Below are 24,460 nucleotides of genomic sequence, written 5' to 3' on the forward strand. Positions count from 1 at the left end.
GCGGCACCGTCCGCGCCTCGCCCCAGCGATGCGCAACGTCCCGATCAAGGTCAGCCGCGGACCCCTCCGGCACCTCCCGCCGCCCAGCAGGAGCGGAGCGCACCGCCAGTAGCTCCGACTCCGGCTCCGACTAGCCCGGCACCCAGCGCTCAACCAGCCCCGAGCGCGCCGACCCCGGCCCAGCCCGCTCCCGCACCGCGCGCCCAGCCAACGCCACCTCCTGCGTCTGCCCCAGCAGCACCTCAGCAGGCTGCGCCGAGCACGACCCAACCGCTCGATGCCTCACGCGTGCGGATCGAGGATCTGCGCAACCAACGGCGTGAGCGGAGGGAAGGCAACCGGGTCATCATCGAGGAGCCCGGCAACCGCACGATTATCCGCGAAGGCAACGACATCATCATCCGGCATGACGAGTCCGAGCGCTTCCGCCGGATCTACGGTGCGGACGATGTACGCGTGGAGCGTCGCGGTGCTGGCGAAGAAGTGACCATCGTTCGCCGGCCTGACGGCTCCGAGATCGTCTCCGTGCGAGACGAGAATGGCAACCTCATCCGCCGCATCCGGCGCGAGCCCGCTGGCCGCGAGGTGGTGCTGATCGAGAACCGTCGCAGCGGCATCGGCGTGCGTCCGGGCTACGGCTACGTGGAAGAGGAAGTTCTTCGACTGCCACCCCCGGTGGTCCGCATTCCGCGCGAGGAGTACATCGTCGAGACGGAGCGTGCGACGGAGGCCGATATCGTCGAGGCGTTCACCGCTCCGCCGGTTGAGCGTGTGGCTCGCCCCTATACCCTCGATGAAATCCGCCGCTCTCAGCCGCTGCGCGAACGTATGCGCCGCGTGGACGTGGACACGATCACCTTCGAGTTCGGCTCTTGGGAGCTACGGCCCGAACAGGCAGGTTCCCTGCGCGTGATTGCGGACGGACTGCGTCAGGCGATCTCCCGCAACCCGAACGAGATCTTCCTGGTGGAGGGCCACACGGATGCTGTCGGCTCGGATGAGGACAACCTCACCCTCTCCGATCGCCGTGCGGAGACCGTGGCGACGATCCTCACGCAGCAGTTCCAGATCCCTGCCGAAAACCTGACCACGCAAGGGTATGGCGAGCAGTATCTGAAGGTGAACACGCAGGGTCCGGCGGAAGAGAACCGCCGCGTTACCCTCCGCCGCATCACCCCGCTGCTGCAGGGTCAGAACCAGCAGTAAAGCAAAAGCCGCGAGGAGCCTTTCTCCTCGCGGCTTTCCATTTTCAGAACCGAGAGCGTTTATCCTTTCGGGAATTCCAATCCCATCTCGCGATAGCGCTCCGGGTCATCGCTCCAGTTCTCGCGCACCTTCACGAAGATGAAGAGATGCACGGGAGCTTCCGCGATTTCGGAAATCTCTTTGCGTGCTGCCTGACCGATGGACTTGATGGTCTGGCCGCCCTTGCCGAGCACGATCTTGCGCTGGCTGTCGCGCTCCACGAACACCGTCTGCTCGATACGGACCGAGCCGTCGGGCCGCTGCTGCCACTGATCGGTCTCGACGGTGGATTGGTAAGGCAATTCCTCGTGCAGGCGCTCGTAGATCTTCTCGCGGGTGATCTCCGCGGCGAGCATGCGCAGAGGCGCATCCGAAACCTGATCCTCGGGATAGAGCCAGGGACCTGCCGGCATGAGGGCCGCGAGTTGGCTCAGCAGCGTCTTGATGCCGTCGCCCTTGAGGGCCGAAATCATGAAGGTATGCGTGAACGGCACCTTCTCGTTGAGCTTTGCGGCAAGCTCCAGAAGTTTCGAACGCTCGATCAGGTCGATCTTATTGAGGATCAGCACCTTCGGCTGCTTCAGTTCCGGCAGCTTGTCGAGGATGGCTTCCGCCTCCTCGTCGACGCCTTTGCGCACGTCGAGCAGCAGGGCGACCACATCCGCATCCCCTGCCCCGCCCCAGGCTGACGTGACCATGGCGCGGTCGAGGCGGCGCTTCGGTTTGAAGATGCCGGGGGTGTCAACGAAGATGATCTGCGTATCGCCTTCCATGGCGATGCCGCGCACCAGGGCGCGGGTCGTCTGAACCTTGCGGGAAACGATGGAGACCTTGGAGCCTACGAGCGCATTGAGCAGGGTCGACTTGCCCGCATTGGGCGCGCCGATGAGCGCGACGAAACCCGCCTTGGTGTTGGTCGGCTCAGACTGTTCCATGCTCTTCCTCCGTCCAGACGCCCTCTCTGAGGAGAAGGCTTCGCGCGGCTGCCTGTTCCGCAATGCGTTTCGATGTGCCGTGACCGAACTCGGTTTCGGCGCCCTTCACCTTCACCATCACGCGGAATTTAGGTGCGTGATCGGGTCCGGTCTGCTCGGCAATGGTGTAGGTAGGAGGCGGCAGGCCGCGTCCTTGAGCCCATTCCTGCAAGGCGCTCTTCGGATCGCGCAAGGCGCGGCGCGGGGCTTCGATCATCGCCTTGAACGAACGTTCGACGAGATCCTTGGCAGCCTCGTAGCCCCCGTCGAGAAACACGGCGCCGATGATGGCCTCGCACACATCGGCGAGGATCGTCGGGTTGCGCCGTTCGCCCGAATGCGCTTCGCCCGCACCGAGCTTGAGGAAGGGGCCGACATCCCAGACGACGGCGATCTCGGCGCAGCTCTCGCGGCGCACGAGTTCAGCCAGACGGCGCGAGAGTTCACCCTCCGGCGCGCTCGGGAACGTCTTGTACAGCGTCTCGGCGATGGCGAGGCCGAGCACGCGATCACCGAGGAACTCCAGGCGCTGATAGCTCTTTCCGCTCGACTTGGGTGCGCTCACATGGGTGAGCGCCTCATCGAGGAGTTCAGGCTTCCGGAACTGATAGTCGAGCCTTTTCAGAAGCTCGTCGTAATTGGGTTTGCGACGGGCCACGGCTTACTTAATCCGCTCGAACATGCGGTTCCATCGAATGCGCTGCGGCCATTCCCAGAAGCGCCACAGGGATGCCCCTTCGTCGATGGAGAAGAAAATGATTTCCGCGCGCCCGACGAGGTTTTCGTAAGGAACCTGGCCGACATTCGCGTCATCCCGCGAGTCGGTGGAGTTATCGCGGTTGTCGCCCATCATGAAGTAATGGCCGGGCTTCACCGTATAGACGTCGGTGTTGTCCCAATAGGCCCGGTCACCCTTCAGCTCGATCACGAAGTGGCTCGAACCGTCGGGGAAGGTTTCCTTGTAGCGGGGCACGGCTGTGTTGCGGCCGTACTCGTCCACGGTCTGGTAATCTTCCACCCGCTCGCGCTGAACCGGCTGGCCATTGATGTGCAGCACGCCGCCGACCACCTGGATGCGGTCGCCCGGTAGCCCAACCACGCGCTTGATGTAATCCGTCGAGTTGTCCTTCGGCAGCTTGAACACCGCGATGTCGCCGCGCTTCGGCTCCGAGCCGAAGATGCGGCCCGAGAACAACGGCGGGCTGAACGGCATCGAGTGCTTGGAATAGCCATAGGCGTATTTCGACACGAACAGGTAATCGCCGATCAGCAGCGTCGGGATGAGAGATCCCGAGGGGATGTTGAACGGCTGGAACAGAACGGTGCGGACCACCACCGCGATCAAAAGGGCCTGGATGATGACCTTGATGGTTTCCCAAAGGCCCTCTTCTTCCTTCTTTTTCACGGTGCTACCCATGGTTTGCTTGGCGTTGTCGCTCACGTTGATCGACCTAATGCTTGAGAAATGAGCGGCTTGAAGCCGCCTTTGTTGTCGCAACGGTCGAGAGCGGTTTGCACTTCAATGCCCCAAGTGCAAACCGCTCTCGATGATTTCGAGCTGTCGGGCGCCGGCGCCCTCCCTGCTCGGGCCCTGCTCTAACCTATGGCGGGGCTCGCCGCAACGCGGCCCTCATTCACTGGCCGGGCCTCGATGATCACAAAGGCCTGAGCCAATGGCGGATCATCCGTCAGGGAGACATGGATGACGGGCTCGTAGCCTTCGGGAATCATCGTGCGGAGTCGTTCCAGAGCGCCGCCCGACAGGCGCATGGTCGGCTTGCCGCTGGGCAGGTTCACCACCTCCATGTCCCGCCAGAACACGCCATGGCTCAATCCCGTTCCAAGCGCCTTCGAGCAGGCCTCCTTCGCGGCGAAGCGCCTGGCGTAGGACGGCGCCCGGGCCGCGCGGCGGTCGCTTCGGGCCCGCTCGCCCTCGGTATAGATTCGGTGGGTGAAGCGGTCTCCGAAACGCTCGATGGAACGCTCGATTCGGCGGATGTCGCAGAGATCGGACCCAATTCCGATGATCATGCGGCCACCTGCCCCCGACCCTCGTCCATGGCGGCCCGCATGGCGCGCACAGCCTCGTCGAGCCCCATGAAAATCGCCTCGCCGATCAGGAAATGGCCGATGTTCAGCTCCATGATCTGCGGGATGGCGGCGACCGAACGCACAGAGTTCAGATCCAAACCATGGCCCGCATGGATCTCGAGGCCGATATCCGCCCCATGGGCGGCGGCCCGTCGCAGGCGCTCAAGCTCATGTGCGACCTTCGCCTCCTCGCCGGCGGCCACGGCCTCGCAATAGGTGCCGGTATGCAGCTCGACCACTGGCGCGCCGAGCTCGCAGGCGGCATCCATGACGTCGATCTCGGGCTCCACGAAGAGGGAGACCCGAATGCCTTGGGATTTCAATTCCTGAATCATCGGACGCAGATGGGAAGCGCCCCCGATGATGTCGAGTCCTCCCTCGGTCGTGCGCTCCTCCCGCTTCTCGGGCACGAGGCAGCAGGCATGCGGGTGGATCCGGGTCGCGATCTCGATCATCTCCGGCGTCGCGGCCATTTCGAAGTTGATCGGCACGAACAGCTGCCGCTTCAGGCGCTCCATGTCCTGATCGCGGATATGCCTCCGGTCCTCGCGCAAATGGGCGGTGATCCCGTCAGCACCCGCAAGCACGGCCATATGTGCGGCCCGGATCGGGTCGGGATGGATACCGCCGCGGGCATTACGAACGGTTGCAACGTGGTCGATGTTGACGCCGAGGCGAAGAGGAGGAGCTTTCATAGATGTGTTTGTAGCAGAGGGCTGCTTATTTCCTAGGTCTTAGGAGGCTCGATGGGCTGGCTTAGTTTGACTTAAGGACAGGGGCATGATGAAACATCGTTTCATGATCACCAAGAGCCTGAACTGATGCTACGCATTACGACCCTTGTCATCTCTACCCTTACGATCGGCATTTGGCTGTGGGTTCTGAGGATTGCGATTGGCACGAACTTCAACGTCATGGCGTCTACCCTTCTCATGGTTGCGAGCGCGCCTCTCCTTCTCTTCGCGATGCCTGCCCTCATCCTGGCCCTGACCAGAAGGTTATTAGGGTTTGCGCTAGGACTCGCGCTGCTCTCCGTTGTCTCGATAATTCTTGTGATCTGAAAAGAGCATGTGGGAATGGCCTCGCGAGCTTGTGGCTCCGAGGGTTTGGGTCGAGGGAGGGCGCGAGGAGGCGTCCGGCTCGTGTGTCTAGTGTGTGAAGAACCTGACGGCTCCTCGCGCACGGTTTGTTTAGGCGTACACCGCATCTTTCAGCGATGGGCCTCCCATCCAGGCGCTGCGTCAGCACCTGCACAGGACCGCTCCCAACCCCACACATGCGACGCCTCGCGAGCGCGCCCCTCGTTGGGTCGGGATAAGCAAGGTTATAGCCCAGCTTAGGACCAAAGTCAAGAACAAAGTAAGAACATTACGTCCGCCTCACACAGCCGAGCCAGGAGCGTCAAACGAGGGTGGCGCGTGTTCCCTCCCCCTTGCGGGGAGGGGCAGGGGTGGGGGTCGAATAACTGGGTGAGCTGCTGAGCCAGTGAGACACGGGAAGACCTCTCCCGGGTGGGAGAGGTCGGAGCGCAGCTCCGGGTGAGGGACTGCCTTGTCCGGAGAGGGCTTTCCCTCACCCCTGCCCCTCTCCCACCCGGGAGAGGGGAATGCTGTAGGATTGTCGGGCATTCTGGATGAAGCGCAGCGCTCTGACTTTACGACCCCCACCCCCAATCCCTCCCCGCAAGGGATGGAAACCTGCACCAGCACCGTCATACGTTCTCGGATTCCGCTCCACGGCCTTAGGGTGACCGCCAAGGCCATCCACGACGATGAGGCTGGAACGTTTGGCCAGCTCATCTCCCTTGCCATCCCGTCCCAAATCGCCTATAGCCCCCGCTTCGCGTTCGCTCCGGCCGGGGGCTGAACGGACGGTGCGGCTTGCCGCATAGGGGTTTCGGTCCCGTCGTCCCGTGTCTCCGCCTTCGACAACCGCTCGGGCCTTGCAGGCTCGAAGGGCTTGGCGCCGATCGGACGCGCGAAACCGGCCTGATCGCTTTGAAAACAATGCATTAGGCCAGACACTCAAACCTGAGAAAGGCCCAATATGCCTCTCTATGAGCATATCTTCATGGCTCGCCAGGATGTCACCCCGCAGCAGGTCGAGGCTATGGTCGACCAGTACAAGGGCGTCATCGAACAGAACGGCGGCTCCATCGAAAAGACCGAGATGTGGGGCGTGAAGTCCCTCGCCTACCGCATCAAGAAGAACCGCAAGGCTCACTTCACGATGTTCAACCTCAACGCTCCCGCCAACGCGGTGGCCGAGATGGAACGTCAGATGCGCATCAACGAAGACATCCTTCGCTTCATGACCATCAAGGTCGAAGAGCTCGAGACCGAGCCGTCCGTGATGATGCAGAAGCGCGACCGCGATGAGCGCAAGGACCGCGAGCGCCGTGAGCGCGATGGCGGCTTTGAAGGCGGCAGCGAAGGCGAGGAGGCTTAATCATGGCATTTGGTGCTACTGGTGGCGCAGCCGGCGGCGGTCGCCGTCCGTTCTTCCGTCGTCGCAAGACCTGCCCGTTCTCCGGCCCGAACGCGCCGAAGATCGACTACAAGGACACGAAGCTCCTGTCCCGCTACATCTCTGAGCGCGGCAAGATCGTTCCTTCGCGCATCACGGCCGTGTCGGCCAAGAAGCAGCGTGAGCTCGCCCAGGCGATCAAGCGCGCCCGCTTCCTGGGCCTGCTGCCCTACGTGATCCGCTAAGAATACCGGGCGGGCCGCCTTCATCCGCGGCCCGCCTCTTTCACTTTTCGCCCAGCGGTGAAAACCCGCCGGGTCAGTTGGGGCAAGCGGCCCCTAACCCTGCCTCGAGCAGCGGGACAGCGAGAACCATGAACTTTATCGCAACAGGCATTGGCGCGGGCCTCGTCTCGGCCCTTCTGACGGTGGTGGTCGTAAAAGAGACCATGCTGGCCGTCCTGCTCGCCATGCTTGCGCCGCTCCCCGTCCTGATCGTCGCTCTCGGCTGGAACCATCGCTCCGGTCTCGTTGCCACCGTCATCGGCGGCCTCGCGATCGCGGTGTTCACCGCTTCTCCCATCAGCGCCATCGGCTTCGTGGTCATCACCGGCCTGCCCGCCTGGTGGCTTGCCTATCTCGCCCTACTCGGTCGCCCCGCTGCCGACGGCACCATCGAATGGTACCCGATCGGGCGCCTCCTCGGCTGGGTTGCAGCGACGGCGGCGCTGACCATCATCGCCACCGGGATCATCTCCTCGGGCGGCGACTACTCGGTTTTCCAATCCAGGTCGCGTCAGATATCCGAAGCCTTCGTCACCATGTTCTTCGAAGCCCCCGAGCAGGGCACCGAGAACGTGCGCGAATCCCTCACGGAGACGCTGGCGACCATGGCACCGGCCCTGTCCGCCTTCGGCTTCACGTTCTTCATGGGACTCTATCTCTGGCTCGCGGCGAAGGTGGTCTCGGCGTCCGGAAGGCTGCCGCGTCCCTGGCCCCCGGTGCCGGGTCTCGAAATGCCGCGCACCGTGCTCTGGGCGCTTCCCGCAGCCTTCATCCTGACGCAGTTCGAGGGCTTCGCAGGGGCCCTCGGCTATGCCCTTTTCGGTGCGCTCCTGATGGCCTTCACCTTGCAGGGCCTCGCCGTCATCCATGACCGCACTCAGGGTAAGCCGGGACGAGGATTCATCCTTGTCGGCCTTTATACGCTGCTGTTCCTGACCCAGGGGATCATGATCACGGCGCTTTCCTTCTTCGGCTTCGCCGACACGATTTTCGGCTTTCGCCGCCGCTTTGGCGGGAACAAGCCTAAGCAACCACCAACCCTTTCAACCTGATCACGAACATTCAAGGAGAAAACAGATGGAAGTGATCCTTCTCGAGCGCGTCGCAAAACTCGGCCAGATGGGCGAAACCGTTAAGGTTCGCTCGGGCTACGCCCGCAACTTCCTCCTGCCGCGCGGCAAGGCTCTGCGCGCCAACGAGGCCAACAAGAAGCACTTCGAAGCGCAGCGCGCCCAACTCGAGGCCCGCAACCTCGAGCGCCGCAAGGAAGCCGAAGCCGTGGCAGAGAAGCTGAACGGCCAGAGCTTCATCCTGCTCCGCCAGTCCGGCGAGACCGGCGTGCTCTACGGTTCGGTTTCGACCCGTGACCTCGCCGAGGTGATGACCCAGAACGGCTTCACGGTTGACCGCAACCAGATCGTTCTCAACACCCCGATCAAGACCCTCGGCATGCACAGCGTGCCGGTTTCCCTCCATCCGGAGGTCGAGGTGACTGTGACGGCGAACATCGCCCGCAGCCCCGAGGAAGCTGAGCGTCAGGCTCGTGGCGAGGCGGTCACCGCCCGCGAAGAGACCAACCTCGACGACCTCGGCCTCGAAGTCGGCGCTGCTCTCGCCGAAGCCGGCGACGTGGAGCTCTAAGATCAAACGCGAACCTGAGCCTTGCTCGGGTTCCTGTTTTGTTCCAGAATGGGCGCTCTCCATCGATTCGATGGGGGCGCCTTTTTCGTTGGGTTTCGCTGTTTTGCGGAGTCAAGCCGAGCAGCCGGCGAAAAGGAGCATGCTTGTGAGAATCGAGGACAGCGAGGAAAGCCCTTCCGGAGTCTTCAACTGTCCCTGATCGGCAACGGTTCGAACACCAATTGGGGTCTATGAGGTTCTAAACCCTCCAACCCCGTTTCCGGAGCGCCAGATGGCCACCGCCAATGCCCTGATCGCCCGCTTAGAGACCGCCGAGCCGCAATTCCGCACGCCTCCAAGCAACCTGGAGGCAGAACAGGCCCTCCTGGGCGCGATCCTGGTCAATAACGACGCTTACTACCGCGTTTCCGACTTCCTTGAAGCCGAGCATTTCATCGAGGATCTGCACCGGCGCATCTATGAGGTCGCGACGGGCCTCATCAAGGCCGGCAAGGTCGCGACTCCGATCACGATGAAAACCTTCCTGGGCGACCAGGACCTGGGCGGCGTCACCGTCTCGCAATACCTCGCCCGCCTCGCCGCTGAAGCGACCACGGTCATCAACGCCGAGGATTACGGCCGCACGATCTACGATCTCGCCATCCGCCGCAGCCTCATCAATATCGGCGAGGATCTGGTGAACGTGGCTTTCGACGCCCCTGTCGACAGCTCTCCCCGCGACCAGATCGAGGAGGCGGAACGGCGGCTCTATTCGATTGCCGAAACGGGCCGCACCGACGGTGGCTTCCAGCGCTTTTCCGATGCTCTCACTGCCGCCATCGACATGGCGGCCGCGGCCTACAAGCGCGAAGGCGCGCTGTCCGGCGTCTCGACGGGCCTCATCGACCTCGACAAGTCCCTCGGCGGCCTCCAGCCTTCCGACCTGATCATCCTCGCGGGCCGACCGGCGATGGGTAAGACCTCGCTTGTTACCAACATCGCCTTCAACATCGCCAAGGCCTACAAGGCGGAGAAGCAGCAGGACGGCACGATGAAGACCGTCAACGGCGGCATCGTCGGCTTCTTCTCGCTCGAAATGTCGGCAGAACAGCTCGCCACCCGTATCATCGCAGAGCAATCGGGCGTTCCGTCCTACAAGATCCGCCGCGGCGATATGCGCGAGGACGATTTCTACAAGATCACGGAAGCCGCCCGTGAAATGCAGTCGATCCCTTTCTATATCGACCAGACCGGCGGCATCTCGATTGCGCAGCTCACCGCCCGCGCCCGGCGTCTCAAGCGCCAGCGCGGTCTCGACGTTCTCATCGTCGACTACCTGCAGCTGCTCTCGGGCTCGTCGAAGAAAGGCGAGAACCGCGTGCAGGAATTGACCGAGATCACCACCGGCCTGAAGGCGCTGGCCAAGGAGCTCTCGGTGCCGCTGATCGCCCTGTCCCAGCTCTCCCGTCAGGTGGAATCGCGTGACGACAAGCGGCCGCAGCTCTCCGACCTTCGTGAATCGGGCTCCATCGAGCAGGACGCCGACGTGGTCATGTTCGTCTACCGCGACGAGTATTATCTGAAGAACAAGGAGCCGAAGCCCGGCACCGAGGAATACTTCAAGTGGCAGGCGGAGATGGATCAGGTCCACGGCAAGGCCGAGGTCATCATCGGCAAGCAGCGTCACGGTCCCACCGGCACCGTGCAGCTTGCGTTCCAGGCCGACATCACCCGCTTCACCAACCTCGCAGACGAAGACAAGCTACCCGAACGGATCGGCGATTGACCAAGACCGAACAGACCAGCACCGCCAGCCGCATTCTCCCCGAGATGGCCGGCGGCCTGCTTCATATCGACCTCGCGGCGCTGGCCTCCAACTGGCGCACCTTGCGTGACAATGCGGGCAGCGCGGAAGCCTCCGCCGTCGTCAAGGCGGATGCTTACGGCACCGGCATCGAGCAGGCCGTGCCCGCCTTGGCTCAGGCGGGATGCCGCACGTTCTTCGTGGCCCACCTCAGCGAGGCCATCCGCGTGCGCGCTGTTGCGCCCGAGGCCACGATCTACGTGCTGAACGGTCTGTTTCCGGGCACTTGCTCCACTTATGTCGAGCACGACCTGCGTCCCGTTCTCGGCTCCTTCGAGGAGATCGAGGAATGGGCCTCCTTCTGCCGCTCGCAAGGGGGGAAGCGGGAAGCGGCGATCCATGTGGATACGGGCATGAATCGCCTGGGGCTCACGGTTCAGCAAGGCCTGACGCTGAAGGACCGCGCGGAGCTGAAGGATTTCGAGACCGCGCTTCTCATGAGCCATTTCGTCAGCGCGGAAGAAAGCGACAACCCGCTCAACATTCGCCAGATCGAAGCCTTCAGGGCGGTTCGCGAAACGCTTCCGGGCGTGCGCGCATCGCTTGCCAACTCCTCCGGCATTTTCCTCAAGGAGAAGCCGCATTTCGATCTCGTGCGCCCGGGCTACGCGCTCTATGGCGGCAACCCGACGCCGGATCACGACAACCCCATGAGCCCCGTCGCAGGCCTCAAGGCGCGCATCGTACAACTGCGCTGGGTCGAGGATGACACCGTCGGATACAACGCACGCTGGCTCGCACTCGGCCGCCGCCGCATCGCGACCCTCTCGATCGGTTATGCGGACGGCTATCCGCGCTCCGCGAGCGCGCGCGGCAAGAGCGGCGAGGAGCTGCTCGCCGGACAGGTTCTCGTCGCTGGACACCCCTGCCCGTTCGCAGGCAACGTCTCGATGGACCTGATCACCGTCGACGTCACCGACATTCCCGAAAACGAGGTCAGGCGCGGCGACACCGTGACCATGATCGGCGGCTCCCTCACCATCGATGAGGTCGGCCGGCGCGCCGGCACCATCGGCTATGAGATCCTCACGAATTTGGGCCGTCGTTATGCGCGCACCTACACCGAGAGCCAGGGCTGATGGCGAAGCGTCATCCGTCTTTCGTGTGCCAGGAATGCGGCGCAGTCTATAACCGCTGGAAGGGCAAGTGCGAGGCCTGCGGCGGCTGGAACACCATTGCCGAGGAAACCGGTTCCGCAAGTCCCATGTCGGGTCCGGTCGCCACGCGTCCGTCGCGGGCGAAGGGCCGAATTTTCCCGCTCGAGGGCCTCTCCGGCGAAACCAAGGAAGCCCCGCGCACGCCCTCCGGCATCGCGGAACTCGACCGCGTCACCGGCGGTGGTTTTGTGCACGGCTCCATCATCCTTCTCGGCGGCGATCCCGGCATCGGCAAATCGACGCTCCTCATGCAGGCATCCGCAGCGCTCGCCATGCGCGGGGAACGCGTGGCCTATATCTCGGGCGAAGAGGCGGTGGCGCAGGTGCGCCTGCGCGCGGAACGTCTCGGCCTCGGCCAGGCTCCCGTTGAACTCGCCTCCGAGACCAATGTGGAAGACATCATCGCGACCCTGAGCCAGGGACGTCCGCCTGCGCTCGCCATCATCGACTCGATTCAGACCATGTGGACCGAGACGGTGGAATCGGCGCCCGGCACGGTCACCCAGGTGCGCGGCTCGGCGCAGGCGCTGATCCGCTTCGCGAAGACGACCGGCACCGCCGTCATTCTCGTCGGCCACGTGACCAAGGACGGGCAGATCGCGGGTCCGCGCGTCGTCGAGCACATGGTCGATGCCGTGGTGTCGTTCGAGGGCGATACGGGGCACCATTTCCGCATCCTTCGGGCGGTCAAGAACCGCTTCGGCCCCACCGACGAAATCGGTGTGTTCGAGATGTCGGACCAGGGCCTGCGCGAGGTTCCGAATCCGTCAGAGCTTTTCCTCGCGGGTCGCGACATGGCGACGGCAGGGACGGCGGTGTTCGCGGGCATGGAAGGCACCCGCCCTCTCCTTGTGGAAATCCAGGCGCTCGTTGCCCCCTCTTCCCTCGGCACGCCGCGCCGCGCTGTCGTGGGCTGGGATCAAAGCCGCCTTTCCATGGTTCTCGCCGTGCTGGAGGCCCATGGCGGCCTCAAGCTCGGCATGCACGATGTTTATCTCAACGTAGCCGGCGGACTGCGCATCACCGAACCCGCTGCGGATCTTGCGGCAGCGGCCGCGCTCGTCTCGTCATTATCCGGCAATCCGCTCCCGCCGGACACGGTCTATTTCGGCGAACTGGGCCTCTCCGGCGCGATCCGCCCGGTAGCGCAGGAACAGGCTCGCCTCAAGGAAGCGGCCAAGCTCGGCTTTTCCAGCGCCGTCGCCCCGGCTCCTCGGGTGGATAAGGGCAAAAAGGAAAAGCTGCCTCTCGCGGCCTCTTCCATCGGCCATATCACCGATCTGGTGGCCGGCATCGCTGCACGCAGACGGCGGGCCTCATAAAGCGCCTGCGCCCGGTCCGCCCTGCTAGGCCATATGGCCTAATTGACCCATTGTAGTTATATAGTAACAGTCGAGCTTAAGCTCTGCTGGTTTGCATCATCGAGAGCTAACGAGATTAACCTCAATTCCTTAGAGGAAAAAATGGCTGAAGCCCCTGTAATCAAGCTCTCGAATACGACACTCATCGAATCCGCGAAGGTCGGCACCGTCATCGGCACCTTCAGCATCGAGGGCGGCGCCGCTGACGCGAACTGGTCCTTTTCCTGGGGCACGAGCGATCGCTTCGAGGTGAAATACGATACCGCGAACAAGGTCTATCAGCTGGTCACGAAGGTTGAAGGCAGCGAGTTTTTCGATTTCGAAAACGGGGCGCTCAAGGAATTCGCGATCACGATCAATGCTGAGGATATGAAGAACGGCACGCTTGTCGAGAATGTGGCCTTCACGATCACAGTGACGGACGACGTGAACGACAACTACAACGTCATCAACGGCACATCGAAGAACAACAAGATCAATGGCACGGACAACGCCGACGCCATCTACGGCGGTGCCGGCAACGACAAGATCTATGGCATGGCCGGCGACGATCTGATCAGCGGCGGCGCTGGCAAGGACATCCTCTACGGCGGTGCCGGCAGGGACACTTTCGTGTTCGACACCAAGGTCAAGAAAGGTCACTTCGACCACATCGTGGACTTCAACGTCGCCGAAGACACGATTCAGATCAATCTCTCGGCCCTCAGCTCCTTCAAGGTCAAGATGTCCAAGAGTGATGTTCTCGGCGCCATGAAAGGCGGCAAGGACAAGGGCGGCAACAAGAAGGCCGACTTCAGGCTCGACAAGGTCCTCAAGAAGGGCAAGCTGGAAGACAAGTTCTTCAGTCTCGCCGACAAGGCCAAGGATTCGAGCGACTTCTTCTACTACAACTCGAAGAATGGCTTCCTTTACTTCGACGCCGACGGCTCCGGCAAAGGCAAGGGCATCGAGATTGCGAAGCTCTCCAAAGGCCTGAATCTGACGGCCGACAACCTCCTCTTCCTCTAAGGGTAGCTACGGTTCCTCTCACCTTGACCCGGCGGTCTCCGCCGGGTCTTTTTCGTTGCTCTTGGCGGCTTGCGCATCCACACCGCATATCACAGGGGTGACGAAAGCATCGCTTGAGGCTATACACCCTGGCCTCCATCCGCGATTGCGGCCCTTGTCCCTGTTTCTGCGTAGGCTCGGCCCATGCCCTTTTCTGTCCTAGACCTCGTTGTTCTCGGAATCGTCCTGATCTCGGCTCTCCTGGCAGCCGTGCGCGGCTTCACCCGCGAGGTCCTTGCCATCGTTGCCTGGGTCGTGGCCGCCGCCGCCGCCTGGTACCTCCACCCCGCCGCCCTGCCGATCGCGCAGCAATACATCAGCAGCGGCACGGTCGCGCTCGTGGCTGCCATCGGCGGCATCTTCGTCATCACCCTGATCATCGTATCGATCATCACGGTCCAGATTTCCGACCTGATCCTCGATTCCCGCATCGGCGCCATCGACCGGACACTCGGCCTCGTCTTCGGCGCGGCCCGCGGCTTCCTGATCTGCGTGATCGGCTGGGCTTTCCTGAGCTGGCTGCTCCAGGGCAAGGAGCCTGAATGGGCCACCGCCTCCCGCACCCGTCCGGCCATGGAGAACACCCGCGACAGCATCATTGCCATGTTGCCGGAAAATGCCGAGGCCCTGATCCAGAAACTCCGGAACCCTGACGCCCAGGGCAACGAGCCTGTTGAGCCGGCTGAGCCCGATCCGCAGCGCGGCACCGCGCCCGCCCCTGCCCCAGCCGCCCCTGCCGCACCGCAGGCACCCCAGCGCCGGAGCTGATCCTCTTCTGTTCACTCTTTGAAGAGCGACAGGAAAACCCATTGGCGTTTCGCCTTCGGGCGATTACATAGGGCTCGCGCCGGTGGGGGCGCGGATCCCAAGGAAATCATGATGTCTTCCAGGTCTGAGACGTGGCAGGTCACCCCCAAGAAGGTGGACCTCGACCTCGACGGCGACACCCTGCGTGAAGAATGCGGTGTCTTCGGTATCTACGGTCATCCGGATGCCGCTGCGATCACCGCCCTGGGGCTCCACGCCCTGCAGCACCGCGGCCAGGAGGCGGCGGGCATCGTTTCCTTCAATGGCGACGTGTTCCATTCCGAGCGCAAGCTCGGCCTCGTGGGCGACAGCTTCTCAGACCGGGCCATCATAGAGCGGCTCGAGGGCCTTTCCGCCATCGGCCATGTCCGCTACTCGACCACCGGCGAGACCGTGCTGCGCAATGTGCAGCCCCTCTTCGCAGAGCTCGACGGCGGCGGCTTTGCGGTGGCCCATAACGGCAACCTGACCAACGGCCTCACCCTTCGCCGCAACCTGATCCGCGACGGCGCGATCTGCCAGTCCACCACCGACACGGAAGTGATCGTCCACCTCGTGGCCCGCAGCCGCAAGGACAAGGTGATCGACCGCTTCGTCGAGGCGATCCAAAAGATCGAGGGCGCTTACGCTCTCGTGGCCCTCACCAACAAGAAGCTGATCGGCGCCCGCGACCCGATGGGCATCCGCCCGCTGGTTCTGGGCGAGCTTGACGGCCGCTATATCCTGACCTCCGAAACCTGCGCTCTGGACATCATCGGCGCCCGCTTCGTCCGCGACGTCGAGAACGGCGAATGCGTGGTGATCTCGGACAGCGGCGTGGAATCGTTCCGCTTCGCCGACAAGGTGGCGCCCCGCCCCTGCATCTTCGAATACATCTATTTCGCCCGCCCCGATTCCATCGTGAACGGACGCAGCGTCTACGAAGTGCGCAAGGGCATGGGCCGTGAGCTCGCCCATGAGGCCCCCGCCAACGCGGATGTGGTCATTCCGGTGCCGGATTCCGGCGTTCCCGCTGCTCTCGGCTTCGCGCAGAGCTGCGGCCTGCCCTACGAACTCGGCATCATCCGCAACCATTACGTGGGCCGGACCTTCATTCAGCCGACCCAGTCGGTGCGCGAGCTCGGCGTGCGCATGAAGCACTCCGCAAACCGCGCGGCAATCGAGGGCAAGCGCATCGTGCTCGTGGACGACAGCCTCGTGCGCGGCACCACCTCGGTGAAGATCGTGCGCATGATGCGTGAGGCTGGCGCGAAGGAGGTTCACTTCCGTATCGCGAGCCCGCCGATCACGCATCCTGACTTCTACGGCATCGACACGCCGGAGAAGGAAAAGCTGCTCGCCGCCACTCACAACCTGGAACAGATGCGGGAATATATCGGCGCGGACTCGCTCGCCTTCCTCTCCATCGAGGGCATCTATCGCGCCATGGGTGAGAAAGGCCGCAACCCGGCCCAGCCGCAATTCACCGACCATTGCTTCACCGGCGATTACCCGACGGCGCTGACGGATCTCTCCGTCGCGACGCCGCGCCGTCTCGCCCTGCTGGCCGAAGCCGACTGAGGAAGCCTCATGGACAAGCCCCTTCTCAACCGCGTTGCGGTGGTCACCGGCGCATCGCGCGGCATCGGCCGCGCGGCAGCGCTTGCTCTGGCGGAAGCCGGCGCGCACATCATCGCGCTCGCCCGCACGCAAGGCGCGCTCGAGAGCCTCGACGACGAGATCCGCGCCAAGGGTTCCTCCGCGACCCTCGTCCCGGTGAACCTGAAGGACCTCGACGCTATCGACCGGCTTGGCGCTGCGATCTACGAGCGCTGGGGCAAGCTCGACATTCTGCTCGGGAATGCGGGACAGCTCGGAGAGCTCGCGCCGATCAACCATATCGACCAGCCGGTCTGGGACGAGGTGATGACCGTGAACGTCACGGCCAATTACCGCCTGATCCGCTCCTTCGATCCGCTGCTGCGCGCCTCGGATGCGGGCCGCGCCATCTTCCTGACCTCTGGCGCCGCTCACAAGTGCAACGCCTATTGGGGCATGTATTCCATCTCCAAGGCAGCCCTGGAAGCCTTGGTGCGCACCTACGCCGCGGAAACCGTGACGACGCCGATCAAGGTGATGCTCGTGAGCCCCGGCCCCCTGCGCACCTCCATGCGCCGCGCCGCCATGCCGGGCGAGGATCCGATGACCCTCAAGACACCGGAAGATCTCGCGCCGCACATCGTGAAGCTCGCCCTGCCGTCCTGGACGGAGACGGGTAAGATCTACGACTTCCCGCAAGGCGGGAAAGTGACCACGCCGCAGATGCCCGCTTAAAACGCGGATGGAACGATGCTCTTCCAAGGCGGCCACATGGGCCGCCTTTTTTCATGCTTGGCGCAAGGGCAATTCGGGAGCGCGCCGCTGGACACGAAAACGGCGGCCCTGAGGCCGCCGAACGTGTTCGTTACTTCCGCTCTTTGTCGAACGGGTTCTGCCCCATGCGCAGCGACACGCGGATCGGCACGCCCGGCAGGTCGAACGCCTCGCGGATGTTGTTGACCAGATAGCGGGTATAGCTCTTCGGCAGAGCGTCGAGCTGGTTGCCGAAGATGGCGAAATGCGGCGGGCGCGACTTCACCTGGGTCATGTAGCGGATCTTGATGCGGCGGCCCGAGACGGCAGGCGGCGGATTGGCATCAATGGCTTCCTGGAGCCACTGATTGAGCTTCGCGGTCGAGATGCGCCGGTTCCAGGTTTCATAGACCTGATACACCGCCTTCATAAGCGGGTCGATGCCGCTGCCGGCGAGGCCCGAGAGCGGCACCACGGGTGCGCCCTTCACCTGCGGAAGCAGGCGGCTGGCCTTCTCCTTGAGATCGGTGAGCAGGCCCTTCTGGTCTGCCACGAGATCCCACTTGTTGAGACCGATCACGAGGGCGCGGCCCTCCTGCTCCACCAGATCGACGATGGAGAGATCCTGCTTCTCGAACGGGATCGTCGCATCGAGCAGCACCACCACCACTTCCGCGAAGCGCACGGCGCGCAGCGCATCGGCGACCGAGAGCTTCTCGAGCTTGTCCTCGACGCGAGCGCGCTTGCGCAGGCCCGCCGTGTCGAAGAGCTTGACGGCCTTGCCGCGCCATTCCCAGTCGAGGGAGATGGAGTCGCGGGTGATGCCTGCCTCGGGTCCCGTGAGCAGGCGATCCTCGCCCACCATGCGGTTGATGAGCGTGGATTTGCCCGCGTTCGGACGGCCCACGATGGCGACCTGCAGCGGCTTGTTCGGATCGTCCTCTTCTTCCTCGTCACCCGGCTCGGGGAAGTAAGGCATCAGGGCCTCGAAAAGATCGGCCATGCCCTCGCCGTGCTCGGCGGAGAGAGGCACCGGTTCGCCGAGTCCGAGCGAGAAGGCGTCGTAAGCGCCAGCCATGCCGCTCGCGCCTTCGGCCTTGTTGGCGATCAGGATCACCGGCTTGCCGGAGCGGCGCACCATCTCGGCGAAGGGGCGATCGGCGGGAAGGATTCCGACCCGGGCATCGACGACGAACAGGATGACGTCGGCATCCTCGATGGCGGCCTCGGTCTGGGCCCGCATGCGGCCGAGCAGCGATTCTTCGGTCGCTTCTTCAAGGCCCGCGGTGTCGATGATGCGGAACTCCAGATCGCCGAGACGCGCTTCGCCCTCGCGCCGGTCGCGGGTCACGCCGGGACGGTCGTCCACGAGGGCCAGCTTCTTGCCCACGAGACGGTTGAAGAGAGTCGACTTGCCGACATTCGGCCGCCCGACAATGGCGACGGTAGGCGTCATGTCCCTGGTGCTCCGTCTTTAGCTTTACTGAGTGACTTGAACGGGCCCGCCCGCCACGAGAGCGGTGTAGACGGCGAGCCGCTGCCGTAGGGCGGGAGGCGTTTCACGGTCAGCCGCGATCTGGTCGAACCAGCGCCCGGCATAATCCATGTCGCCTGCCTTAAGGCCGGAAAGCCCTAGGAGTTCCCGCGCCGAGTGGCGCCAGGCATTGGCGGGCGCGGCCATCGGCTCGACGGTCTGGCGGATCTGGGCCGGCTCGATGGTATCGAGGCGCAGCCATGCGGCGCGCAGGCGGGCAAGATCGCGCCAGAGCGGGGCGACGCCGGAATCGTTGGCAAGGGCATCGTAGGCTGCAGCACCCTGCTCCGCATTCTGCTGGCCGCGTTCGGCCGCAAGGCGGAAGCGGGCGAGCAGGCTGTAGCCGGTGTCGCCTTCCTTCGCGAGAGCCTCGAGGGCGGCATCCGCCTCCTGGGACTTGTCCTCATTCGAGAGCTTCAGGGCATTCTCGAACTGCACGGCGGCGGCCTGGGCGCGAGTCTCCTGCGCATGCTGCCAGTAGCGCCAACCACCGATGCCGCCCACCACCAAGACGACGACGGCGATGATGAGGCCGCTATAGCGCTCCCAGATCTTCGCCAGCTGGTCGCGGCGGTACTCCTCGTCGACTTCGCGAATGAACTCATCGTTCCGGTTCGTAGCCATCGTCCCTCATGCGGCCTGGAAGACCGCCTCCTTCAATAGAAGTGGGTCGCCTAGCATACACCCCCGCGCAAGGCGAGAGGTTTCACGCTCTTGTGGGCAGCACCGGCACTCCAATTAGCATCGGATGGAGCCAGAATACGAAGGCCAGATAGACTCCGGTGCCGATGGCGATGGCCAGGATGTCGTTGCGCCAGCCCGCAGGCGCCGCGGTGCCGCCATGCTGGGCCGCCACGTCCCGGCGCTTGGCGCTGATGCGGGCCATCACAGCCCAGGCCAGAACCGAGCCGAACAGAAGGATGGAGCCGAGATCTCCGTTGGCGATGAGATGGGCAAAGGCCCAGATCTTCACGCCCGCCAGCATGGGATGTTTCAGACGGTGCTTGATATGCCCTGGCAGATAGGCCGCAACGAAGCAGATGAAGGCAACCAACACGAGCAGAAGCGACAGATGCCGTGTCCAGACCGGCGGGTCCCAGACGGGGATGTAGCCATTGGCCCTGTATTGCCCGTATCCGATGGAGATCAGCACGATACCGGCAAGGGACAGAAGCGAGTAGATCCCCTTGAAGGGCCCCTCGCCGACCCTTCCGATGATGGCGGCACGGCTCTTGCGCGCCATGCTGAAGGAATGGGTGCCGAGAAACAGGATGAGGCCAAGAACAAGCAAGGTCACGTTCGCTCTCCGGAGAGGATAGGAAATGATACGTCTGACTGGCAGCCCCGGCTACTCGCCTGTTGCCTGAAATCACAGGCGAAGGCCTGGAAGCCCATGCGGCAAGTTTTCGGCTGTCTGCAAAGCCTTGGGCTGCCTAAACTTTTAACAGGCGATCCACTTGCAGCACGAAAATTTCCCGGTTACTGACCCAGGAAACGTCGCTATAGACTAAGGCGGAATGGTGGACCGGGCCATAACCTTGTAGCCACGCCGTCGAATTCAATCATAAACCGTTCATCAAAGGGGGAGGCAGAAGGTGACCGCGCTCATCAAGCTTTCTCGTGTCATCGACGCGATCAACGAACGCATCGGCAAGGTCGCAGCATGGGCCATCGTGGTGGCCATCCTGGTCTCCGCCATCAATGCGATCATCCGCCGGTTCTTCGGCGTCTCGTCCAATGCCTGGCTTGAGCTGCAATGGTACCTGTTCGGCGCCGTGTTCATGCTCTGCGCCGCCTGGACCCTGAAGGCCAACGAGCACATCCGCATCGACATCCTCTCCAACAAGCTCTCGAAGCGGGGCCGCGACACCATCGACGTGTTCGGACACGTCTTTTTCCTCTTCCCCTTCGTGGCGCTGATGCTTTGGCTGTGCGTCCCCTATTTCCTGAAGTCCTACGAATCCGGCGAGGTCTCCTCCAATGCCGGCGGCCTTCTGATCTGGCCTGCCAAGGGGCTGATCCTCCTCGGCTTCATCTCCATGACCTTCCAGTGGCTGAGCGAGCTCATCAAGCGCGTGGCCATCATGAATGGCCAGCTCGTGGATGAAGAGGTTGGCGGACACGGGCACAGCCCCGAGGCGGAGGCAGAGCGCCTCATCACCGAACTGGGCACGGCCAATAACCCGCGCAGCGGCACGCCCCCCGGCGACGGCATCAGCTGATCGTCCGCGCGCCCCGCTTCAAGTTTTCCGGAGTCTCCTTCAATGGCTGCATTGATTGCCCAGAACCTAGCGCCGATCATGTTCGCGGCGCTCGTGGTCTTTCTCCTCCTCGGCTATCCGGTCGCCTTCGCGCTTGCCGCGAACGGCCTCCTCTTCTTCGTCATCGCCGTGGAGCTGGCGCCGCTTGCGCCCGAGACCATCACCCTCTCCTGGCCCCTGCTTCAGGCCCTGCCCGACCGTGTCTTCGGCACCATGTCGAACGAGGTGCTGCTGGCAGTCCCATTCTTCACCTTCATGGGCTTGGTGCTGGAGCGCTCGGGCATGGCGGAAGACCTGCTCGACACCATCGGCCAGCTCTTCGGCCCGGTCCGCGGCGGTCTTGCCTATGCCGTGATCTTCGTGGGTGCGCTGCTGGCCGCCACCACCGGCGTCGTGGCCGCATCCGTGATCTCCATGGGCCTGATCTCGCTGCCGATCATGCTGCGATACGGCTATGACCGCCGTCTCGCCTCCGGCGTGATCGCGGCCTCGGGCACGCTTGCTCAGATCATTCCGCCGTCCCTCGTTCTCATCGTCATGGCCGACCAGCTCGGCCGCTCTGTCGGCGATATGTACGAGGGCGCGTTCCTGCCCGGCCTGATCCTGACCGGTCTCTATTCCGGTTACATCATGCTGATGTCGATCCTCTATCCGAAGTCGGCCCCCGGCCTGCCCCCGGAGGCCATCGGATACCGCGAGCCCGACGGTTCGCGCGGCGTCTGGCAGCTCGGTGTCCTGGTCGTGTTCTCCGGCCTCGTCGGCTACTACGTTCTGTCCCAGACGAACACCAAGGCCGGCGCAGACTTCGTCATCCTGACAATCTGCGTGGCCACAGTCGTGGCTCTCATCTGCGCCCTCATGAACAAGATGCTCGGCGCCAAGCGCATCGCGATCTCGGCGGTTCTCGTCGCCCTGTTCATCGGTGCGTATTACGTCCTGCACGTCCAGGGCCATGAGGGCTGGGCGCTCACCATGGAGATGATTCTCGCCGGTGCGATCTACGCTCTCTTCGTGGGCCTCGTAGAGCGTTTCACCGGCCGTCGCCTCATGTCGAACATGGCGCAGCAGGTCACCTTCGTCATGGTGCCCCCGCTCCTGCTCATCTTCCTCGTGCTCGGCACCATCTTCATCGGCCTTGCCACGCCGACGGAAGGCGGCGCCATGGGCGCGCTCGGCGCTGTGATCCTGGCTGCCGTGAAGCGCTACCTCGACAACAACCCGGCCCGGTTCAACTGGACCCTGGTCCGTCAGGCTACGGAAGCGACGGCGAAGCTCTCGGCCTTCGTGCTGTTCATCCTGATCGGCGCCCGAGTGTTCTCGCTCACGTTCTACGGCGTGAACGGTCATATCTGGGTGGAGCACCTGCTCACCTCGCTGCCCGGCGGCCAAGCTGGCTTCCTGATTGTCGTGAACGTGCTCGTGTTCCTGCTGGCCTTCTTCCTCGATTACTTCGAGCTGGCCTTCATCATCATCCCGCTCCTCGGGCCCGCCGCCGACAAGCTCGGCATCGACCTGATCTGGTTCGGCGTGATCCTGGCCGTGAACATGCAGACCTCGTTCATGCATCCGCCCTTCGGCTTCGCCCTTTTCTTCCTGCGCTCGGTGGCACCCAAGGTGCCGTATATCGACCGCGTGACGGGCAAGAAGATGGAGCCGGTCACGACAGGTCAGATCTACTGGGGTGCGGTTCCCTTCGTGGTGATCCAGCTCATCATGGTGGGTATCGTGATCATGTTCCCGCAGATCGTGATGCACTACAAATCCGCTGGCCCCGTGGTCGACCCGGCTGCGGTGCAGCAGAAGCTCGACGAGCTCCTCGTCCCCGGACTCGGTGCTCCCGGCGATCCGGGCGGCCTCCCCGGCCTGAACTTCGACGAGCCGCCGAAGATTCAGTAAGGCGGATCGCGCGAGATACGAAAAAGGCGGGCTTTGCGGCCCGCCTTTTTGTTTGAGCAAGTTGAGTTTTCTTATGGACCGCCAACCCTCTTCATCATCACCGACCCCACCCTCGATCCCGCCTTCTTCACACTCGCCCTCATCCTGAGGAGGCCTGAAAGGCCGTCTCGAAGGAGGATCGAGTGCGGATTGTGTGCGTCAAGTTCTGCAAAGTGGGGCGGCCGGTCAGGCTGGCTAAGCGGCTTCGCGAAGAGTGCTTTTCTTGTGCTCCTTGAGATCCTCCATGTTGAGGTAGCGGTGGGCTTCCAGCCAGTTCTCGTGCGTCTCGACCGCCAGCGCCCGCACCAGCCGGCAGCATGAGGCCGCATTGGGGAAGATCCGCACCACGTAAGTGCGCCTCCTGATCTCCTCGTTCAGCCGCTCGAGCATGTTGGTGCTTTTGAGATGCTTGTGATGCTGGCGCGGCAAGCGGTAGAAGGTGAAGGTCTCCTCGATCGTCTCCTCGGCCCAGGCGACCAGGCGCGGGTAGCGTCCCTCCCACTTGGCAATCCAGGCGGCCAGATCCCGCCGGGCTTCCTCGACCGAGCGGCGGTCGTAGAGCCAGCGCAGTTCCTGCAGGCAGTCATCGTCGGCTTTGCGCGGCAGGTGATCGAGCGCGTTCCTGAGGAAGTGCACATAGCAGCGCTGATACGCGGCCTCACTCAGCACCTCGCGGATCGCCGCCCTCAGCCCGGCATGGTCGTCCGCCACCACCAGTTCCACCCCTGAGAGCCCACGCTCGCGCAGGCCCTGGAGAAAGGTGCGCCACGAGGATTGGCTTTCCCGGTTGGCCATCTCGACGCCCAGGATCTGGCGCCTGCCGTCCCAGTCGATGCCGACCGCGATCAGCACGGCTTGCGAGGCAACGATGCCGCCCTCGCGCACCTTCTCGTAGCGCGCATCCAGGATCAGGTACGGGAACGGCTCCTCGAGCCTTCGGGAGGCGAACTGCGCCAGGCTGTCGTCCAGGCGCTTGTTGATGGCCGAGATGGCGGAAGCCGAGAAGCTGTGGCCGCACAGCTCCTCGGTGATCGCCTTGACCTTGCGGGTGGACACACCCTGGACGTACATCTCAGCCAGGGTAGCCACCAGCGCCTGCTCGGAGCGCTGGTAGCGCTCGAACAGCTCGGTGGAGAAGCGGCCATCCCGATCCTGCGGCACGCGCAGCTCGAGCTTGCCGACCCGGGTCACCAGGGTGCGGGTATAGTAGCCCGAGCGGTAGCCCAGGCGAGCCGAGGTGCGCTCGCCCTTCTCAGCCTGGAGGGCATCGGTCATCTCGGCTTCGAGCATCTCCTGCATGACGGCGCGCACGATCTCGCGCAGGCCGTCCGGGCTCTGGCTGAGAAGGCCCTTGATGGCAGCGGCAGCAGGTTTATCCTTTGCAGTGGTCATGGTGGGGCTCCTCTCGGAGGGTGACTTGGACATCACCATCCTGCCATGACCGCCCCAATCAGGCGATTTGCAGAACCTTCACCACACTACT

24 protein-coding genes are annotated in these 24,460 nt (G+C 63.5%); 15 read left to right on the plus strand and 9 right to left on the minus strand.

The genetic code is table 11. The annotated features are described in order from the left end of the window. The first annotated feature begins 288 nt into the window (after nucleotides 1–288). Nucleotides 289–1,206, plus strand: coding sequence for an OmpA family protein (locus BLP10_RS12790; RefSeq protein ID WP_091134978.1), 918 nt, complete (start codon nucleotides 289–291; stop codon nucleotides 1,204–1,206). A 59-nt stretch (nucleotides 1,207–1,265) separates the two neighbouring features. Here the strand turns inward: BLP10_RS12790 and era are convergent, their stop codons facing one another. The 5 genes from era to BLP10_RS12815 form a co-directional block, all read right to left on the minus strand. Next, a complete protein-coding gene (gene era / locus BLP10_RS12795) occupies nucleotides 1,266–2,180 on the minus strand; it encodes a GTPase Era (protein WP_091134980.1) in 915 nt (304 codons plus the stop codon). Further along, nucleotides 2,167–2,877 carry a ribonuclease III gene (gene rnc, locus BLP10_RS12800; RefSeq protein ID WP_091134982.1) on the minus strand — a complete coding sequence of 237 codons (711 nt, stop codon included), beginning with the start codon at nucleotides 2,875–2,877 and terminating at the stop codon, nucleotides 2,167–2,169. The genes era and rnc overlap by 14 nt, the downstream gene beginning before the upstream one ends. 3 nt (nucleotides 2,878–2,880) lie before the next feature. Beyond that, the gene (gene lepB, locus BLP10_RS12805) at nucleotides 2,881–3,636 is read right to left on the minus strand and encodes a signal peptidase I (protein ID WP_091135107.1); all 756 of its coding nucleotides are present in this window, start codon (nucleotides 3,634–3,636) and stop codon (nucleotides 2,881–2,883) included. Nucleotides 3,637–3,815: 179 nt separating this feature from the next. After that, entirely contained in the window at nucleotides 3,816–4,250 is a 435-nt protein-coding gene (gene acpS / locus BLP10_RS12810) for a holo-ACP synthase (protein WP_091134984.1), read from the minus strand. Continuing rightward, a complete protein-coding gene (locus tag BLP10_RS12815; protein ID WP_091134986.1) occupies nucleotides 4,247–5,005 on the minus strand; it encodes a pyridoxine 5'-phosphate synthase in 759 nt (252 codons plus the stop codon). Before BLP10_RS12815 ends, acpS begins: the two co-directional genes overlap by 4 nt. A gap of 126 nt (nucleotides 5,006–5,131) precedes the next feature. Here BLP10_RS12815 and BLP10_RS12820 point away from each other — a divergent pair, with 126 nt between their 5' ends. From BLP10_RS12820 to BLP10_RS12880, 12 genes are all read left to right on the plus strand, one after another. Next, a complete protein-coding gene (locus BLP10_RS12820; RefSeq protein ID WP_091134988.1) occupies nucleotides 5,132–5,371 on the plus strand; it encodes a hypothetical protein in 240 nt (79 codons plus the stop codon). Between the two features lie 985 nt (nucleotides 5,372–6,356). Continuing rightward, on the plus strand, nucleotides 6,357–6,758 hold the full coding sequence (rpsF, locus tag BLP10_RS12830) for a 30S ribosomal protein S6 (protein ID WP_091134992.1): 402 nt from the start codon (nucleotides 6,357–6,359) through the stop codon (nucleotides 6,756–6,758). Between the two features lie 2 nt (nucleotides 6,759–6,760). Then, nucleotides 6,761–7,021, plus strand: a complete 261-nt coding sequence (rpsR, locus tag BLP10_RS12835) for a 30S ribosomal protein S18 (RefSeq protein WP_036353512.1) — start codon at nucleotides 6,761–6,763, stop codon at nucleotides 7,019–7,021. A 128-nt stretch (nucleotides 7,022–7,149) separates the two neighbouring features. Then, entirely contained in the window at nucleotides 7,150–8,112 is a 963-nt protein-coding gene (locus BLP10_RS12840; protein ID WP_091134994.1) for a DUF2232 domain-containing protein, read from the plus strand. Between the two features lie 25 nt (nucleotides 8,113–8,137). Next, nucleotides 8,138–8,701, plus strand: coding sequence for a 50S ribosomal protein L9 (gene rplI, locus BLP10_RS12845; protein WP_091134996.1), 564 nt, complete (start codon nucleotides 8,138–8,140; stop codon nucleotides 8,699–8,701). A 271-nt stretch (nucleotides 8,702–8,972) separates the two neighbouring features. Then, a complete protein-coding gene (locus BLP10_RS12850) occupies nucleotides 8,973–10,466 on the plus strand; it encodes a replicative DNA helicase (protein ID WP_091134997.1) in 1,494 nt (497 codons plus the stop codon). Between the two features lie 44 nt (nucleotides 10,467–10,510). Continuing rightward, the gene (gene alr / locus BLP10_RS12855; RefSeq protein ID WP_091135109.1) at nucleotides 10,511–11,623 is read left to right on the plus strand and encodes an alanine racemase; all 1,113 of its coding nucleotides are present in this window, start codon (nucleotides 10,511–10,513) and stop codon (nucleotides 11,621–11,623) included. Beyond that, complete coding sequence (gene radA, locus BLP10_RS12860) at nucleotides 11,623–13,023, plus strand: DNA repair protein RadA (protein ID WP_091134999.1); 1,401 nt, start codon at nucleotides 11,623–11,625, stop codon at nucleotides 13,021–13,023. The genes alr and radA overlap by 1 nt, the downstream gene beginning before the upstream one ends. 141 nt (nucleotides 13,024–13,164) lie before the next feature. Further along, on the plus strand, nucleotides 13,165–14,070 hold the full coding sequence (locus BLP10_RS12865; RefSeq protein WP_091135001.1) for a calcium-binding protein: 906 nt from the start codon (nucleotides 13,165–13,167) through the stop codon (nucleotides 14,068–14,070). Nucleotides 14,071–14,253: 183 nt separating this feature from the next. After that, nucleotides 14,254–14,877, plus strand: coding sequence for a CvpA family protein (locus BLP10_RS12870; RefSeq protein ID WP_091135003.1), 624 nt, complete (start codon nucleotides 14,254–14,256; stop codon nucleotides 14,875–14,877). Nucleotides 14,878–14,988: 111 nt separating this feature from the next. Further along, a complete protein-coding gene (gene purF, locus BLP10_RS12875) occupies nucleotides 14,989–16,476 on the plus strand; it encodes an amidophosphoribosyltransferase (RefSeq protein WP_091135111.1) in 1,488 nt (495 codons plus the stop codon). A 9-nt stretch (nucleotides 16,477–16,485) separates the two neighbouring features. After that, on the plus strand, nucleotides 16,486–17,229 hold the full coding sequence (locus BLP10_RS12880; RefSeq protein ID WP_091135005.1) for an SDR family NAD(P)-dependent oxidoreductase: 744 nt from the start codon (nucleotides 16,486–16,488) through the stop codon (nucleotides 17,227–17,229). A 130-nt stretch (nucleotides 17,230–17,359) separates the two neighbouring features. Here the strand turns inward: BLP10_RS12880 and der are convergent, their stop codons facing one another. The 3 genes from der to BLP10_RS12895 form a co-directional block, all read right to left on the minus strand. Beyond that, the gene (der, locus tag BLP10_RS12885; RefSeq protein ID WP_091135007.1) at nucleotides 17,360–18,703 is read right to left on the minus strand and encodes a ribosome biogenesis GTPase Der; all 1,344 of its coding nucleotides are present in this window, start codon (nucleotides 18,701–18,703) and stop codon (nucleotides 17,360–17,362) included. 24 nt (nucleotides 18,704–18,727) lie between these two features. Then, nucleotides 18,728–19,405: a tetratricopeptide repeat protein gene (locus tag BLP10_RS12890; protein ID WP_091135010.1), complete on the minus strand. Its 678-nt coding sequence runs from the start codon at nucleotides 19,403–19,405 to the stop codon at nucleotides 18,728–18,730. A gap of 82 nt (nucleotides 19,406–19,487) precedes the next feature. Beyond that, nucleotides 19,488–20,078: an NnrU family protein gene (locus tag BLP10_RS12895; RefSeq protein ID WP_091135012.1), complete on the minus strand. Its 591-nt coding sequence runs from the start codon at nucleotides 20,076–20,078 to the stop codon at nucleotides 19,488–19,490. A 298-nt stretch (nucleotides 20,079–20,376) separates the two neighbouring features. Between BLP10_RS12895 and BLP10_RS12900 the strand changes: the two genes are divergently transcribed. After that, nucleotides 20,377–21,003: a TRAP transporter small permease subunit gene (locus tag BLP10_RS12900; RefSeq protein WP_091135014.1), complete on the plus strand. Its 627-nt coding sequence runs from the start codon at nucleotides 20,377–20,379 to the stop codon at nucleotides 21,001–21,003. Between the two features lie 42 nt (nucleotides 21,004–21,045). Next, nucleotides 21,046–22,938, plus strand: a complete 1,893-nt coding sequence (locus tag BLP10_RS12905) for a TRAP transporter large permease (protein WP_091135016.1) — start codon at nucleotides 21,046–21,048, stop codon at nucleotides 22,936–22,938. A gap of 234 nt (nucleotides 22,939–23,172) precedes the next feature. On the opposite strand, the gene BLP10_RS12910 is transcribed toward BLP10_RS12905, so the two are convergent. Further along, entirely contained in the window at nucleotides 23,173–24,369 is a 1,197-nt protein-coding gene (locus BLP10_RS12910; protein ID WP_091135019.1) for an IS256 family transposase, read from the minus strand. Between the last annotated feature and the right edge of the window lie 91 nt (nucleotides 24,370–24,460).

This window comes from Microvirga guangxiensis, from assembly GCF_900102135.1.
GTDB classification, from domain to species: domain Bacteria; phylum Pseudomonadota; class Alphaproteobacteria; order Rhizobiales; family Beijerinckiaceae; genus Microvirga; species Microvirga guangxiensis.

Bases quoted from the DNA above. Each gene is read 5' to 3' on its own strand.
- lepB (WP_091135107.1), bottom strand. From the start codon at position 3,636: ATGGGTAGCACCGTGAAAAAGAAGGAAGAAGAGGGCCTTTGGGAAACC.
- BLP10_RS12840 (WP_091134994.1), top strand. From the start codon at position 7,150: ATGAACTTTATCGCAACAGGCATTGGCGCGGGCCTCGTCTCGGCCCTT.
- BLP10_RS12905 (WP_091135016.1), top strand. From the start codon at position 21,046: ATGGCTGCATTGATTGCCCAGAACCTAGCGCCGATCATGTTCGCGGCG.
- acpS (WP_091134984.1), bottom strand. From the start codon at position 4,250: ATGATCATCGGAATTGGGTCCGATCTCTGCGACATCCGCCGAATCGAG.
- BLP10_RS12890 (WP_091135010.1), bottom strand. From the start codon at position 19,405: ATGGCTACGAACCGGAACGATGAGTTCATTCGCGAAGTCGACGAGGAG.
- radA (WP_091134999.1), top strand. From the start codon at position 11,623: ATGGCGAAGCGTCATCCGTCTTTCGTGTGCCAGGAATGCGGCGCAGTC.
- purF (WP_091135111.1), top strand. From the start codon at position 14,989: ATGTCTTCCAGGTCTGAGACGTGGCAGGTCACCCCCAAGAAGGTGGAC.
- rpsF (WP_091134992.1), top strand. From the start codon at position 6,357: ATGCCTCTCTATGAGCATATCTTCATGGCTCGCCAGGATGTCACCCCG.
- der (WP_091135007.1), bottom strand. From the start codon at position 18,703: ATGACGCCTACCGTCGCCATTGTCGGGCGGCCGAATGTCGGCAAGTCG.
- BLP10_RS12850 (WP_091134997.1), top strand. From the start codon at position 8,973: ATGGCCACCGCCAATGCCCTGATCGCCCGCTTAGAGACCGCCGAGCCG.
- BLP10_RS12815 (WP_091134986.1), bottom strand. From the start codon at position 5,005: ATGAAAGCTCCTCCTCTTCGCCTCGGCGTCAACATCGACCACGTTGCA.
- BLP10_RS12910 (WP_091135019.1), bottom strand. From the start codon at position 24,369: ATGACCACTGCAAAGGATAAACCTGCTGCCGCTGCCATCAAGGGCCTT.
- BLP10_RS12820 (WP_091134988.1), top strand. From the start codon at position 5,132: ATGCTACGCATTACGACCCTTGTCATCTCTACCCTTACGATCGGCATT.
- alr (WP_091135109.1), top strand. From the start codon at position 10,511: ATGGCCGGCGGCCTGCTTCATATCGACCTCGCGGCGCTGGCCTCCAAC.
- BLP10_RS12880 (WP_091135005.1), top strand. From the start codon at position 16,486: ATGGACAAGCCCCTTCTCAACCGCGTTGCGGTGGTCACCGGCGCATCG.
- rpsR (WP_036353512.1), top strand. From the start codon at position 6,761: ATGGCATTTGGTGCTACTGGTGGCGCAGCCGGCGGCGGTCGCCGTCCG.
- BLP10_RS12870 (WP_091135003.1), top strand. From the start codon at position 14,254: ATGCCCTTTTCTGTCCTAGACCTCGTTGTTCTCGGAATCGTCCTGATC.
- rplI (WP_091134996.1), top strand. From the start codon at position 8,138: ATGGAAGTGATCCTTCTCGAGCGCGTCGCAAAACTCGGCCAGATGGGC.
- BLP10_RS12865 (WP_091135001.1), top strand. From the start codon at position 13,165: ATGGCTGAAGCCCCTGTAATCAAGCTCTCGAATACGACACTCATCGAA.
- era (WP_091134980.1), bottom strand. From the start codon at position 2,180: ATGGAACAGTCTGAGCCGACCAACACCAAGGCGGGTTTCGTCGCGCTC.